This window comes from Clostridium sp. HBUAS56017 (genome assembly GCF_007115085.1).
GTDB classification, from domain to species: domain Bacteria; phylum Bacillota; class Clostridia; order Clostridiales; family Clostridiaceae; genus Clostridium; species Clostridium cibarium.
Window position 1 is genome coordinate 23657 of record NZ_SULK01000020.1, and the last position, 14989, is coordinate 38645.

Consider the following 14989-nt stretch of genomic DNA (forward strand, 5'->3'; position numbering starts at 1 on the left):
GAGATGGAATTAAATAATAGATTAGAAAAAAGCAATTTTGAAAGTATGAGCAAATTTGAGTTAGTACAGTTACTAAATGAATTGAGAGAGGCTAAAGACTTGCAAGATAAATTCCTATTAAATATTTCACATGACTTAAGAAATCCTATAAACGTAATATTAAGTGTTTTACAATGCTTAAAATATGATGATAATAATGATAAAAAGTTAGTTGATAAACGAAAAGAATATAGAGATATAATAAGAAGAAACAGTCTGAAAATAGTAAAACTTATAGATAACATAATAGATTCATCGAAATTAGAAAAAAACTATTATAATTTAAAAAGATCTAATATAGAGATAATTAGCATGTTAGAAAATACAGTTACATCTGTAGAAAAGTATGCTGAGGAAAAAGGAATAAGGATAATTTTTGATACAAATGTTGAAGAATTTATATGTGCAGTGGATCCGGAAGCAATAGATAGAATAGTAATGAATTTATTATCAAATGCTATTAAATTTTCTCCAAGTGAATCACAAATATTAGTATCAGTATTCATAGATGAGAAAGAAATAAGTATATCGGTACAAGATGAAGGTGAAGGTATATCAGAAGAAGATCAAAAGGTAATATTCAATAGATTTGTGCAAGCAACTAAACGAAAGAATAATGAGCATTCAGGAAGTGGTATAGGATTAGATTTAGTTAATTATTTAAGTGTGGCACATGGTGGAAAAGTTTCGCTTTATAGTAAGGAAGGAGAAGGATCTAGATTTGATGTGAAACTTCCTATACTTCTATTAGAAGATGAAGAGATTAATTATGAACTAGGGGGAAGAAGTAAGGTTGAGCAACTAGAAGTAGAATTTTCAGACATATATCTATAATATGGAATATATTTAACAAATATACTTGCGATATTTTTGTCTTTGTGATAAGATAAGTCTGTTATTTAGTTATGGGGTGTTAGTTAAACGGATATAACTTACCGCTACGGACGGTACATTATGGGTTCGATTCCTATACGCCCTGCCATTTTTAGACTTAGCCAGTAAGGCTAAGTCTTTTTTTGATTATTTTTAGTAGGAAGTGGTTAAATTAATATAGTAATAAATTTAAAAGGATGTTATTTATGATGTTTAATACACTTGTATGCTTATTTGATGAACATAATGAAGTAAATATATTATTAGTAGAAAAGTTTAAAATTAAAAATTTGGTTTTGCTGGTTTCAGAATATGATAAAGATTCAAAAAAGATTTATTCACAAATGTTTCCTGATTGTATAGTTGAAATAAGAAAAGTAGAAAATCAAGATATAGAAAGTATAAAGATGATACTAGAAAAATATAAAAATGTACTTGTCAATTTGACTGGAGGAGAGAAGTTGGATTCTTTAATATTATCAAGAGCTGCTTCAGAACTTAATATAGATAGTATTTATGTAGATTTAGTAAATAAAAAAAGATATATATTTACTAATGATTTTAGAATAGTTAGTGAACCTTTAAAAGATATATCTATCAAAGAAATAACTGAACTTTCAGGAGTTAAAATAATAGATGAATCATCATATCTAATAGAAAAAAGTGAAATTTTAAATATAACTAAAATAATACAGAGTAACATAGAGATATGGCATAAACATAAACAAAAACTATATGACAATAATACTTTTATACATAATTATAGGGATTCTTATAGAGTTATAATAAATAGGAGAAATTTAGAAGAAGAAGAAGTAAAACTTGTGGATACTTCACTTAAGTATTTAAGTGATATTAATGGGATAGAATATTTTGAAGAAAATGATCAAATAGTAGTTGATTTCAAAAATAATTATTTAAAGGGATTCTTGTTTAAGAGTGGAACATGGTTAGAAGTGCTTACGCACTTAATAGTTAAAGAAATAGATCAAGTAGATGAAACAAAAAGTGGAGTGATATTCTGTTGGAGTAATAATGCTAAAGAGGTAAGAAATGAACTAGATGTAATTGCAATTAGAGATTCAGTGCTCGTATGTATATCTTGTAAGGATAGTGAAAAGTATGATGAGGATGCATTAAATGAATTAAAAGTTTATAGTGATAGGTTAGGAGGAGAAGATGCAATTAAGATACTAGTAGCTACTAAAAAGCCGTCAAAAGTTACTGTTAATAATAGGGCTAAGGAAATGGGAATTAATTTGGTTATTATGGGAAAAGATATAGAAATGTTCAAGAAAAAGATAGAAAATATTATAACTGAAAAAAAATACCCTCTATAATTTTTTATAGAGGGTATTTTTTTATTTTTTGGTTCCTATTGTTTCACCCATTGAAACCTTGCATTCGAATCCTAGGGAACTTTGAACTAAAATATCATCAGATATGGATATAGTATCTTTTTTAAAGAACAATATTGTAGTAGAGCCACCAAATTTAAAATAGCCTTTTTCTTCGCCTTTTTTAACTTTTTGTCCAGGAGTATAAGTTTGAACTATTGTGCCTACACAAGTTGCTCCTACTTCTACATGAATTATATCTCCAAAGTTATCTGATTTAAATAGTGACCATTCTCGTTTGTTTTGGCAGTAAAGTTTAGGGATTCTTTCTAATGCAGTTGGATTTACTGAATAATAAGATCCATTAATAAATTTGCTTTTGCCAGGAATTCCAGAATCAACGAAGTGGAATCTATGATAATCAGTAGGGCATAATCTTAATACAATGCAAATTCCACCTTCGTACTCTTGAGCAATCTTATCATCACCTAAGAGTTCAGATAAGCTATAGGTAAGGTTTTTCACCTGAATAAGTTTATTCATAGATATATTATCATAAGCTAATAATCTACCATCACCAGGGGAAATTAAAGTTTTAATATCAGTGTTAAAAGGCCTAGCCTCATTAGTTAATTGTCTAATGAAAAAATCATTAAAAGAAGAAAATTCATCTAACTTTTTAGTTGTTATACCCATATCTATATCAAAATCATCAATAAAAGTCTTAATTTTTCTTTTGCTTAATTTAGTATCACAGTATTTCCCATACAACTTTGAAACTAATTTTTTCTTAATTAGGAGTTCTGTTAAGCTTTTTCCAATAGGAGAAGCATAACACCAAGTTATGTATTTACCTCCAGCAACTTTTTCTTCTTCGTAAGTGTTTGTTTTTCTATTATAAACTTTGATCATAATTACCTCACTTAATTAGTTCTTTAGTTTAGTATAATACTCATTTTAGGATATTACCATTAAAAAGTCTATCACATAGTTATATTCTATACAATTAGTATAAAATTATTTAGCATATTGTTAATGCTAAAGTAGAATGTAATAGTTGATTGATAAGTAATTAACAATTGTCAGAAAATTAATGTTTATCTCTAATTATATGATAAACTAGTAACTAGTAAGGATTATATCAAAAATGCAAATATTTATAGAGATAAGTTAGGGAGGATTAAAGGCGTGAAAAGTGTTATTATTAATGAACAATCATACCAAGTAGAAGAGGGAACTACTATTCTTGATGCAGCTAGACAAAATGGGATTGACATACCAACTTTATGCTATTTAAAAGAATGTGGAAATGTAGGAAAATGTGGAGTTTGTGCTGTAGAAGTAGAAGGAAAAAACAATCTATCTCTAGCTTGTTTAACTAAGGTAGAAGATGGAATGGTTATCAAAACTGATACAGAAAAAGTTCAGGAAAGAGTAAAAACAAGAGTTTCTACTTTACTTAATAAGCATGAATTTAAATGTGGTCAATGTAATAGAAAAGAAAATTGTGAATTGTTAAAATTAGTTATTAAGTCAAAAGGAAGAGCTACTACTCCTTTTGTAGTTGAAGATAAGAGTGAATATGTAGATGAAAGAAGTAAATCAATAGTTATAGATAGAACAAAATGTGTTCTTTGCGGAAGATGTCAAGCTTCGTGTAAAGAAAAGACAGCAACTGAATCAATTAAACTAGCAAACGTTGATGGAAAGAGAATGGTTACAACTACAGATCAAAAATGTTTTGATGAAACAAATTGTCTATTATGTGGTCAATGTGTAGCTGCATGTCCTGTAGCTGCGTTAAGTGAAAAGAGTCATATAGATAGAGTTAAGCAAGCCTTAGCAGATGAAGATAAGCATGTAATAGTAGCTATGGCACCATCTGTAAGAACAGCAATGGGTGAATTGTTTAAGATGGGTTATGGTCAAGATGTAACAGGAAAGATATATGCATCATTAAGAAAATTAGGTTTTGATAAAGTTTTCGATATAAATTTTGGTGCAGATATGACAATAATGGAGGAAGCTACAGAGCTTATTCAAAGAATTGAAAAGAATGGTCCATTCCCAATGTTTACATCATGTTGTCCAGGTTGGGTTAGACAAGTTGAAAACTATTATCCAGAGTTATTAGATAATTTATCATCAGCTAAGTCACCACAACAAATATTTGGAACAGCGACAAAGACATATTATCCACATATCTCGGATATAGACCCAGCAAAAGTCTTTACAGTTACTATAATGCCTTGTACAGCAAAGAAATATGAAGCTGATAGACCAGAGATGGAAATCAACGGATTAAGACAAATAGATGCAGTATTAACAACTAGAGAATTAGGAAAATTAATAAAAGATGCAAAAATTGATTTTGCTAAACTTGAAGATGAAGTTGCAGATCCAGCAATGGGTGAGTATAGTGGTGCTGGAACTATATTTGGAGCTACTGGTGGAGTTATGGAAGCTGCAATAAGAACAGCTAAGGATTTTGTAGAGAAAAAAGATTTAGATAAGGTTGATTATACTGAAGTAAGAGGTTTAGACGGAATTAAGGAAGCAACAATCAATATTGGTGGAAATGACTATAACGTTGCTGTCGTAAATGGTGCAGCAAACTTGGCTGGATTTGTAAATAGTGGTAAAATGAATAGTAAAGAATATCACTTTATTGAAGTTATGACATGTCCAGGGGGATGTGTAAATGGTGGAGGACAACCACATGTAAATAACTTAGATAGAGAAAAGATTGATATAAAGACAGTTAGAGCATCTGTTCTGTATAACCAAGATAAGAATGCTGGTATAAGAAAATCACATGAAAACTCAGCAATTAAGAAGATGTATGAAACATATATGGGTGAACCAGGACATGGAAAAGCTCATGAACTATTACACTTAAAATATACTAAGTAATTAATATAATTAAAATAAGATGGATATGTTATTTTAAAGAGTTTCTTTAAGTAACATATCCATTTTATTATTTATAAAAAGCATAGGAGGTTTTGGAATTAGACTTTGATGTGTTAATTTTGCAAAGTTGGCCCATTTATTATAGTTTTATATGAATATAAATTAAAAGAATACCTATAGATTCAATACTTATAAAAAGTATTTTGTCTATAGGTATTGCTATAAAGTAATAATTTGAGAGAATGAAAATTATTTCTCAGAATTATTTATTTCATTAATTATTGTTTTTAGCAAACTCTAAGTATTCATCATAAGTCATAGTTCTGTCAACTATAGAACCATCATCTTTAATATCAATTATTCTAGTAGCTATAGTTTCAATGAATTGGTGGTCATGAGAAGCAAATAAAACATTGCTGTTAAAGTCCTTTAATCCATTATTTACAGCTGTAATTGATTCAAGATCAAGGTGGTTAGTTGGTTGATCTAGCATTAATACATTTGCATTTGAAAGCATCATTCTAGATAACATACATCTTACCTTTTCGCCTCCAGATAAAACATTAGCTTCTTTTAAAGCCTCTTCTCCAGAGAATAACATTCTTCCTAGGAAGCCTCTTATGTAACTTTCAGATTTTTCTTCAGAGAATTGTCTAAGCCAATCTACTAAAGATAAGTTGCAATCATTGAAGTATTCAGAATTATCATTAGGGAAATAAGATGTTGTAATAGTAATTCCCCATTTATAGCTTCCGTTATCTGGTTCCATCTCACCAGCTAATATTTTAAATAATGTAGTTACTGCTATTTCGTTACCGATTAAAGCGATTTTATCACCCTTATTAACCATAAAGTTTACATTATCTAAAACTTTAACCCCATCAATAGTCTTTGAAAGATCTTTAACAGTAAGGATATCATTACCTACTTCCCTCTCAGATTTGAATCCTACGAAAGGATATCTTCTGCTTGAAGGTTGAATATCATCTAATGTAATCTTATCTAATAACTTTTTACGAGATGTAGCTTGCTTAGATTTAGAAGCATTAGCACTGAATCTTGCAATAAAGTCTTGAAGCTCTTTGATCTTTTCTTCTTTCTTCTTGTTTTGGTCTTTAGACATTTGAAGAGCAAGTTGACTTGATTCATACCAGAAATCATAGTTACCAACATAAATCTTAATCTTACCAAAATCAACATCTGCCATTTGTGTACAAACTGCGTTTAAGAAGTGTCTATCATGGGATACAACTATAACAGTTCCTTCAAAGTTGATTAGGAATTCTTCAAGCCAATTAACAGATTTCAAATCAAGATGGTTAGTAGGTTCGTCTAGAACTAGAACTCCAGGATTACCAAATAAAGCTTGAGCTAAAAGAACTTTAACTTTTTCTCCACCAGTAAGTTCAGAAACCTTTTTGTAGTGGGATTCTGTTCCAATTCCTAAACCTTGCAATAACGAGGAGGCTTCAGATTCAGCTTCCCATCCGTTAAGATCAGCAAATTCCCCTTCTAATTCAGAAGCTTTAATACCATCTTCATCAGAAAAATCAGGTTTTGCATATAAAGCATCTTTTTCTTTCATTATTTGATATAGTCTTTCATTTCCCATAATTACTGTTTCTAAAACTTCAAAATCATCATATTTATAGTGATCTTGTTTTAAAACAGACATTCTAACATTTGGAGCTAGAGAAACTTCACCAGTATTAGGTTCAACCTCTCCAGATAAAATCTTTAAGAAAGTACTCTTACCAGCACCGTTTGCACCAATGACACCATAGCAGTTACCAGGAGTAAACTTTAAATTAACGTCTTCGAATAATTTACGTCCGCCATATCTTAAACTTACATTTGATACAGTTATCAATTAATTCTACCTCATTTCATTTTTTATTCATTTCGTTATTATACCATATAACTAATAGATAAAGAACAGTCAGAGTTTTTTTAACAAGATAGATTGTTTACAAATTTGTCAATTAAGGTATAAAATAAAGGAAATCATGCTTGGAGTTTTAACAAACGTAGTAGTTGTAATTTAACTGCAAATAAAGGAGGGATAAATTAATGCAAAAAACTAATGCAATGAGATTATTAGAAAAAAGTAATATTGATTATAATATAATAACTTATGAGAATAAAGATGGAAAAATAGATGGGGTTGCTGTTGCAGCAAAGATAGGTAAAGATGTAAACTCTGTATTTAAAACATTAGTTACACAAGGACATTCGAAAGAATTATATGTATTTGTAATACCAGTTAGTGAAGAATTAGATCTAAAAAAAGCAGCTAAAGCAGCTGGTGAAAAGAATGTAGAAATGATACATGTTAAAGATATAAATAAATATACAGGATATATTAGAGGAGGATGTTCTCCATTAGCCATGAAAAAACTTTATAAAACATTTATACATAATTCAGCAAAGGACCTTAACAGTATAGTATTTAGTGCTGGAAAGATAGGACTTCAAATTGAAGCAAATCCTTTAGATATAGCTACTATAATTGGAGCAAAGTTTGAGCCTATAATAGTATAGTTTATGAAAATAGAAGTTTTTAAGAGAACATAATTTTAAATTCGGAGTAAGCTTTAGTACAAATTAATTGAATATAATTTTTTTGTACTATATTGCCTGGGCAATTATATGATAACAGGGGTTTTTATTGCAAATGTATTTAGTAATGATGATTTAGAATCTTCTAAATTAATACACTTTACTTTCTTTAGAAGAGTAGATTCAATGAATCTTTAAAATGAAGTAGAATCTAAATAAAATTAATTTATATAATATAAAAAGCAAAGGGCAATGGAGGTTGCACCTTTGCTTTTTTTAATTCATTAAAAAGAGGAAAATGTTTCTTTTTAATGAAGAGCAGGCAAATTATAATACATAATTAAATACACAAAAGAAATGACATAGAGTTCCTAGCATTATAAAAATATGAAATATTTCATGCCCACCAAAGGAACCAATTCTGATTTTTTCTGATTTTAAAGCATATATAACTCCACCTATTGTATACATTATCCCTCCTAGAACTAATAAAAATATACCAGTGGAAGCTAACACTTTTGATAAAGGATAAATTGCAAATATAGCAAACCATCCAATTCCTATATAAATAGTGCTACTAACCCATTTTGGGCAAGTAACCCAGCAAATCTTAAATACTATTCCAATAACAGCTGCAATGGCCACAGTTACAAATAGCGTGTGCCCAATAGAGTTTTGCAATGCTATCAAACAAAGTGGTGCGTATGAGCCAGCTATAAGAATGAAAATCATGGAATGATCGATTTTCTTCAAAACTTTAATAACTGAATCACTAGAAATAACAGAATGATAAGTTGCTGATGCACTATAAAGTAGTATCATACTTACACCAAAACTTACAATAGCAACATAATGAATTAGTGTTCCATTAGAAGATGCTACTTTAATAATTAGAGCAATTAGTCCTAAGAGTGATAAAATAGCACCTGTTAAATGAGTTAACCCGTTTATAGGTTCTCTTAAATGTTTTGTCATTTTTTGCACCTCCGTAAAACGATATGTAGTTTTTATAACTACATCATGTTATATTGAAATTATCATATATATGTATAAGTAAGTCAAATCCAAATTTAGCCGATTTGACAATTATATATTTATATCTTACCCAATTTTCTTGAAATATCTCGTAAATACTATTAATATTATATATATAAAACAATATATAGTTTTTAAAACTATGTTAAGGAGTGGTAATGTGAATAAAGAGAATACAATAGATTTAATTCAAAATATGAATATAGATGAGAAGATAGGATTAGATGATATACCAGAAATAGATTTATATATGGATCAGGTTATTCAATTATTCGAAAGTAAGTTATCAAAGTTAAAACGTAAAGAAGAGGATAAGGTCTTAACAAAAACTATGATAAATAATTATGCAAAGGCAAAGCTATTAATGTCTGTGAAAAATAAAAAATATTCAAAAGAGCATTTAATATTAATGAGTTTTATTTACAATTTTAAAGGAGCTATATCTATTAACGATATTAAGCTTATGTTAGAAACTATAGTTAATAAGTATGAGAATGGTGAGGAATATGATTTAAGAAGTCTATATGAGAGATATTTAAAAGTAACTACAGCAGATAGTAATGAGCTAGAAGATTCGGTTAAAAAGAAGGTAGATAAATTAAGTGATATATCAAAGGAGGATGATTTTGAAGAGAAATTTCTGCTTGTATCTTCTATGATATCGATGAGTAATATGTACAGGAGAATTGGGGAACAGTTAATTGATAAATTTTTTGGGGAGGAATCAAAATAAATGAAGAACTTCAATGATTTAAAGAAAGATATTTATAGTATAGATGGAAGGGGATATAAAGCTTATAAATCGCTAGAAGGACAATATGATTTTAATAAATATATTTTATCCATAGACCATGTTCAGGGAGATCCTTTTGCAGCTCCTTCAAAAGTTAGAATAATCATGGATCAAAAAGTTTCTAAGATACCTAAAGAATTATTTAATAAATATCATAAAAAGGTGGCTGTACAAGATTTTTTAACAAGGGCATTTTATAGAAATATAAATGCTTATACCAGAAGAGTATATGGTTCAGGGAAAAGTGGACTAATATTGATAAGTAAATGTCCACAGGAAATATTAGACAGAACAGCTATTATTATAAACGAGAAAGAGATACAGGTGAGGATAGAAGTTGGGTTCCCGGCTAGGGGAAGAAGCGTTCTTGCTAGGGAGCTAGAAAAGATATTATATGATTTTCTGCCACTAATAATTGATAACTCAATTATATATGAAAATATAGATAAGGAAAGTCTTATGAATAGAGTAAGACTTGTTGAGGATCAAGCGCATATAAGAAATGAACTTTCAAGAAAAGGATTAATATCTTTCGTAGCTAATGGCTCAATATTACCTAGGGAAAGTGGAGTATCAACAAAACCTTTGAAGGATGGTAAAAAGTTTGTATCTCCCCAAAGTCTAGAGGTAACTTTTAATCTCCCTAATAGAGGAGAAATAAAAGGAATGGGAATTCCATGTGGTGTAAGCTTAATCGTTGGTGGAGGTTACCATGGAAAGTCAACATTATTAAGAGCTTTAGAGCTTGGAGTATATAATCATATAGAAGGAGATGGAAGAGAATTTGTTATTACTGATGATACAGCACTAAAGGTAAGAGCAGAAGATGGAAGAGTAATTCATAAGGATGATATATCTTTATTTATAAATAATTTGCCAAATGGAAAAGATACAAAATCATTTTGTAGCGAAAATGCAAGTGGAAGTACATCACAAGCAGCTAATATAGTAGAAGGGATAGAAAGTGGAACAAACTTGTTTTTGATAGATGAAGATACATCTGCAACAAACTTTATGATTAGAGATGATGTAATGCAAAGTTTAGTTTCAAGAGAAAAGGAACCTATAACACCTTTTATTGAAGTAGTGAGGCCTTTGTATGAGAAGAAGGGAATATCAACTATTATAGTTGTAGGTAGCTCAGGAGACTTTTTCGATGTGGCAGATACTGTTATCCAAATGGATGCTTATGAACCTAATGATGTTACTAAAAAGGCAAAGGAATTAAGTACAGGAAAGATTCTAGCACGAGTACAAGATAAAGATGTAAAAATTAAATTTAATAGAGTAATAAGAAAGGGAAGTATTGAAAGAGGACCTAAGGGAGTAAAGATTAAGACATTAGGAATAGATGGCTTGGATATAAATAAGGAAAAGATAGAACTGAGAGCTGTAGAACAGATCGTAGATCATGAGCAAGTTACATCAATTGGGTATATTATGAAGTGGGCAGAAGAAAATATAGTGAATGGAAAGTTAGATATAGTGGAAGTAGTAGATGAAATACTAAAAACAATTAAAAGTAGAGGGCTAATTAGCTTTAGTGGAAATGGAAATTTAGCTATGCCTAGAAAACAAGAGATAATGTCAGCATTTAATAGATATAGAAAACTAAAACTTCAAGAAGTGTAAAAGGAAGGTAAGTTCATGTGAGAGTAGCGCTTTGTCAAACAGATATTATTTGGGAAGATAAGTTAGAAAATTATAAAGTAGCAAAATCTTATATTGAAGAGGCGGCATTGAAAGAATCAGATGTCATATTGTTTCCAGAAATGAGTTTCACAGGCTTTTCTATGAATATAGAAAAAATTAAAGAATCAAATTATGAAAGTATTAAGGTTTTTAAAAAATGTGCTAAAGAAAATCTGATTAATATTGGATTTGGATGGGTCAAAGGGAATGGGAGCAAGGCTGAAAATCATTATACTATTATTAATTCTAGTGGAAAAGTTATATTGGACTATATAAAAATTCATCCTTTTAGTTATGCATATGAAGATAAGTATTTTATTTCAGGAAATGAAATTAAAAAGTGTAGTATAAAGGAATTTGAATTAAGTACTTTTATTTGTTATGACTTAAGATTTCCAGAAGTATTTCAAGCTGTATCGAAAGATGTTTCAATAATTATTGTTCCAGCTAACTGGCCAGAAAAAAGGCGAGAGCACTGGAAGTGTTTGTTAAAGGCACGAGCTATTGAAAATCAAGTTTATATTTTAGGAGTAAATTGTATTGGAGAAAAGGACGGATTATATTATTCTGGAGATAGTTGTATTATTGATCCTTTAGGAAGGGTACTTCAAAGTTTATCCTATGATGAAGGGCTTCTTATACAGGATATTGAAGACGATATAAAAGATTTTAGAAGAAATTTTCCGATTAAAGTTGATCGGAAAATTGATTTATACAAGCAATTGATATGAATATTTTTTACTTAAGGGCAGTAAATAGAAAGCTATTTACTGCTTTTTGACTGGAGCTTAGCTTGAAGTTGTATGGGTACAGGTTAAAGATTTAATAATCTAGATTTTTAGAGAGATAAATTAAAATATAATTATGCAGATTAGTACGTACAGTATAAAAAAATGATTTTGAACTAATATGGCAATGATTTATTATGTTTTTTATGATAAGAAAACAAGTTCCAAATAACTCTACAATATGATATTAATACGTATAATTTGACATGTTATTGAAAACAATGCTTTAATTATTTATAGAAGATGAAGTATGTGCTAGTAGGAGTTATAATAAATACTCTTTCGGTATTATTTGGAGTAGCATCAATGTCACATTTGTGGATAATACTTTTATAGTTATTTAAGAAATGGAGGAATTATATGATAAAAATTATTGCTTCTGATATGGATGGAACATTATTAAATAGTAATCATGAAATATCTAAAGAAAATTTAGAAGCTGTAAAAAAGGCACAAGAATTAGGAGTACATTTTACAATATCAACAGGAAGAGATATTGATGGAGTTTTACCAGTACTTAAGAGTTATGGATTGAAGTGTGAGTGTATATTATCTAATGGAGCTGAATATAGAGACGAGGATTTCAATATATTAGAAACAATAAATATAGAAAAAGATATAGTTAAAAAAGTTATAGAGATGATGAATAAAGTTGGTATAAAAGCTCAGTTATTCACTGATAGAGGCATTTTTACTACCGATAGCCAAGAAGAAGCTTTGAAGGGATTGGCATATATGGTTCAATCATTTCAAAAGATAGAGTCATTTGAAGAAGCTTTGGAAGTAGCTAGAAATCAAGAGCATTTTAATAATTTGAAATATATTGAGAATCTTGAAAAGTTTTTAGAAACATCAGTAGAAATCAGAAAGATATTTGCATTTTATAATGATACGAATGTAATAAGAAATATGAAATTTAGGTTAGATGAAATAGAGGAATTAGCAGTCTCTTCATCATTTAGAGATAATATAGAAATAACCAACAAAATGGCTCAAAAAGGGATTATATTGGCAAAGGTTGCTAAAAAGATGGGCGTAAAAAGAGATGAGGTTATGGTAATTGGAGATAGTTTTAATGATTATTCTATGTTTACTGAGTTTACTGAATCTTTTGCCATGGAGAATGCTATAGATGAAATAAAAAAGGTTGCTAAATATATAACTGATACTAACGATAATGCAGGGGTAGCAAAAGCTATTTATAAGGCATTAGGATTAAAATAATGTTAGAGCTTATTCTAAGTAGAAAATTTGTTTCTATTTTGAATAAACTCTATATTTTTTATAAAACTTTATTATTAAATAAATTTATAATTAAGAATGAATTAATATGTGAAAGGTTAAAATACTCATAGTAAATTATTAATTCAAGAATAAAAGATAATAGGATGGTTAATCTGTACAGGTACAATTAAGTTATTATGATATATAAAAATGTAAATATTTGTACTAATATTTAGGGTATAAATACTAAGAGATGATTAGGAGGAATAGACATGTTTCATAAAGAATTAAAGGCTTTTCCGAAAAACTTCTTATGGGGAGCTTCAACATCGGCATATCAAGTGGAAGGTGCTTACAATGAAGATGGCAAGGGATTATCAGTTCAGGATACAAAGGATGTAATTGAAGGCACACCAGACTTTAAAGTAGCAAGTGATCATTATCATCATTATAAAGAGGATATAGCATTATTTGCAGAAATGGGATTTAAAGCATATAGGTTCTCCATATCGTGGTCAAGGGTAATACCAGATGGCGATGGGGAGGTAAATTTAAAAGGAATAGAATTTTATAATAATTTAATAGATGAATTAATAGCACATGATATAGAGCCAATAGTAACTATGTATCATTTTGATTTACCATATGCACTTCAATTAAAAGGTGGTTGGTCAAATAGAGAAACAATTGATGCATTTGTTAGATATTCTAAGGTGTTATTTGAGAATTTCGGAGATAGAGTGAGGTATTGGTTAACTATTAATGAAGAAAATATGATGATACTTCATGGAGCTGCAATAGGTATAGGTGATTCTCAAAATGATAACATTCAAAAAGATTTATATCAGCAAAATCATCATATGCTATTAGCGCAAGCAAAAGCTATGCAGATATGTCATACAATTTGTATGAATGCTAAAATCGGTCCTGCACCTAATATTACTTCTATATATCCTAAAACATCTAAACCAGAAGATGTATTAGCAGCACAAACATTTTCAGCTATTAGAAATTGGTTGTATTTAGATGTAGCTGTTTATGGGAAATATAATGATATTGCATGGAGCTATATGGTTGAAAAAGGAATTGAGCCAAATATGGAAGATGGAGACTTTAGAATATTAAGAGAAGCTAAACCAGATTTTATAGCTTTCAACTATTATTGTACAGGGACTGTTGCTGAAAGTAAAATAGGTGAGACAGATTTAAAAACTGGAGGAGATCAACAAATTTCCGTCGGAGAGTATGGAGTTTATAAAGGAACACAAAATGAGAACCTTCAAAAAACTGAATTTGGTTGGGAAATTGACCCTATTGGGTTTAGAATTACGTTAAGAGAAATATATGATAGATATCATCTTCCTCTTATAGTTACGGAGAATGGATTAGGAGCATATGATAAGTTGGAGGAAGATGGAACTATAAATGATGATTATAGAATAGATTATTTAAAAAAGCATATAGAACAAGCGAGATTAGCTATAACAGATGGAGTTGATTTACTAGGATATTGTCCTTGGTCTGCTATAGATTTAATTAGCACTCATCAAGGTTTTAAGAAAAGATATGGATTTATATATGTAAATAGAGATGAGTTTGATCTTAAAGATCTAAACCGCATAAGGAAAAAGAGTTTTTATTGGTATAAAGATGTTATAGCATCTAATGGTGAAAAAATATAGAAAAGTGTGTATAGCTTTGCGAGATGACAAAGTAAAAAATTAACGCTGTAAATT

The 14989-nt window shown here is 29.3% G+C and carries 12 protein-coding genes and 1 tRNA gene; 10 read left to right on the forward strand and 3 right to left on the reverse strand.

Features of this window, described 5'->3' with window-relative positions; translation table 11 throughout:
* The first annotated feature begins 3 nt into the window (after positions 1–3).
* The 3 genes from FAY47_RS15430 to FAY47_RS15440 all read left to right on the forward strand — a co-directional run bounded on the left by FAY47_RS15430 (position 4) and on the right by FAY47_RS15440 (position 2252).
* Positions 4–873: a HAMP domain-containing sensor histidine kinase gene (locus FAY47_RS15430; protein ID WP_143317796.1), complete on the forward strand. Its 870-nt coding sequence runs from the start codon at positions 4–6 to the stop codon at positions 871–873.
* A gap of 73 nt (positions 874–946) precedes the next feature.
* Positions 947–1021: transfer RNA gene (locus FAY47_RS15435), tRNA-Arg, on the forward strand.
* A gap of 100 nt (positions 1022–1121) precedes the next feature.
* Complete coding sequence (locus FAY47_RS15440) at positions 1122–2252, forward strand: DUF1887 family CARF protein (RefSeq protein ID WP_207706252.1); 1131 nt, start codon at positions 1122–1124, stop codon at positions 2250–2252.
* Positions 2253–2273: 21 nt separating this feature from the next.
* Here FAY47_RS15440 and FAY47_RS15445 read toward each other — a convergent pair whose 3' ends face one another.
* Positions 2274–3161, reverse strand: coding sequence for a phosphatidylserine decarboxylase (locus tag FAY47_RS15445; protein ID WP_143317798.1), 888 nt, complete (start codon positions 3159–3161; stop codon positions 2274–2276).
* A 276-nt stretch (positions 3162–3437) separates the two neighbouring features.
* On the opposite strand from FAY47_RS15445, the gene FAY47_RS15450 reads away from it, so the two are divergent.
* Entirely contained in the window at positions 3438–5162 is a 1725-nt protein-coding gene (locus FAY47_RS15450) for a ferredoxin hydrogenase (RefSeq protein ID WP_143317799.1), read from the forward strand.
* Positions 5163–5436: 274 nt separating this feature from the next.
* On the opposite strand, the gene FAY47_RS15455 is transcribed toward FAY47_RS15450, so the two are convergent.
* Positions 5437–7032 carry an ATP-binding cassette domain-containing protein gene (locus FAY47_RS15455; protein WP_143317800.1) on the reverse strand — a complete coding sequence of 532 codons (1596 nt, stop codon included), beginning with the start codon at positions 7030–7032 and terminating at the stop codon, positions 5437–5439.
* Positions 7033–7232: 200 nt separating this feature from the next.
* Here FAY47_RS15455 and ybaK point away from each other — a divergent pair, with 200 nt between their 5' ends.
* Positions 7233–7703 carry a Cys-tRNA(Pro) deacylase gene (ybaK, locus tag FAY47_RS15460; protein ID WP_143317801.1) on the forward strand — a complete coding sequence of 157 codons (471 nt, stop codon included), beginning with the start codon at positions 7233–7235 and terminating at the stop codon, positions 7701–7703.
* A gap of 345 nt (positions 7704–8048) precedes the next feature.
* Here the strand turns inward: ybaK and FAY47_RS15465 are convergent, their stop codons facing one another.
* Entirely contained in the window at positions 8049–8696 is a 648-nt protein-coding gene (locus FAY47_RS15465) for a hemolysin III family protein (protein WP_143317802.1), read from the reverse strand.
* Between the two features lie 256 nt (positions 8697–8952).
* On the opposite strand from FAY47_RS15465, the gene FAY47_RS15470 reads away from it, so the two are divergent.
* From FAY47_RS15470 to FAY47_RS15490, 5 genes are all read left to right on the forward strand, one after another.
* Positions 8953–9489, forward strand: a complete 537-nt coding sequence (locus tag FAY47_RS15470) for a DUF1836 domain-containing protein (RefSeq protein ID WP_243129637.1) — start codon at positions 8953–8955, stop codon at positions 9487–9489.
* On the forward strand, positions 9490–11181 hold the full coding sequence (locus FAY47_RS15475; RefSeq protein ID WP_143317804.1) for an ABC-ATPase domain-containing protein: 1692 nt from the start codon (positions 9490–9492) through the stop codon (positions 11179–11181).
* 17 nt (positions 11182–11198) lie between these two features.
* Positions 11199–11972, forward strand: coding sequence for a nitrilase-related carbon-nitrogen hydrolase (locus FAY47_RS15480; protein ID WP_143317805.1), 774 nt, complete (start codon positions 11199–11201; stop codon positions 11970–11972).
* A gap of 417 nt (positions 11973–12389) precedes the next feature.
* Complete coding sequence (locus tag FAY47_RS15485; RefSeq protein ID WP_143317806.1) at positions 12390–13253, forward strand: Cof-type HAD-IIB family hydrolase; 864 nt, start codon at positions 12390–12392, stop codon at positions 13251–13253.
* Between the two features lie 272 nt (positions 13254–13525).
* Positions 13526–14935 carry a glycoside hydrolase family 1 protein gene (locus FAY47_RS15490; RefSeq protein ID WP_143317807.1) on the forward strand — a complete coding sequence of 470 codons (1410 nt, stop codon included), beginning with the start codon at positions 13526–13528 and terminating at the stop codon, positions 14933–14935.
* Positions 14936–14989: the final 54 nt, after the last annotated feature.

Excerpts from the sequence above, each read along its gene's own strand:
- FAY47_RS15430 (WP_143317796.1), top strand. The coding sequence starts at position 4 with ATGGAATTAAATAATAGATTAGAAAAAAGCAATTTTGAAAGTATGAGC.
- FAY47_RS15440 (WP_207706252.1), top strand. The coding sequence starts at position 1,122 with ATGTTTAATACACTTGTATGCTTATTTGATGAACATAATGAAGTAAAT.
- FAY47_RS15445 (WP_143317798.1), bottom strand. The coding sequence starts at position 3,161 with ATGATCAAAGTTTATAATAGAAAAACAAACACTTACGAAGAAGAAAAA.
- ybaK (WP_143317801.1), top strand. The coding sequence starts at position 7,233 with ATGCAAAAAACTAATGCAATGAGATTATTAGAAAAAAGTAATATTGAT.
- FAY47_RS15465 (WP_143317802.1), bottom strand. The coding sequence starts at position 8,696 with ATGACAAAACATTTAAGAGAACCTATAAACGGGTTAACTCATTTAACA.
- FAY47_RS15470 (WP_243129637.1), top strand. The coding sequence starts at position 8,953 with ATGAATATAGATGAGAAGATAGGATTAGATGATATACCAGAAATAGAT.
- FAY47_RS15475 (WP_143317804.1), top strand. The coding sequence starts at position 9,490 with ATGAAGAACTTCAATGATTTAAAGAAAGATATTTATAGTATAGATGGA.
- FAY47_RS15485 (WP_143317806.1), top strand. The coding sequence starts at position 12,390 with ATGATAAAAATTATTGCTTCTGATATGGATGGAACATTATTAAATAGT.
- FAY47_RS15490 (WP_143317807.1), top strand. The coding sequence starts at position 13,526 with ATGTTTCATAAAGAATTAAAGGCTTTTCCGAAAAACTTCTTATGGGGA.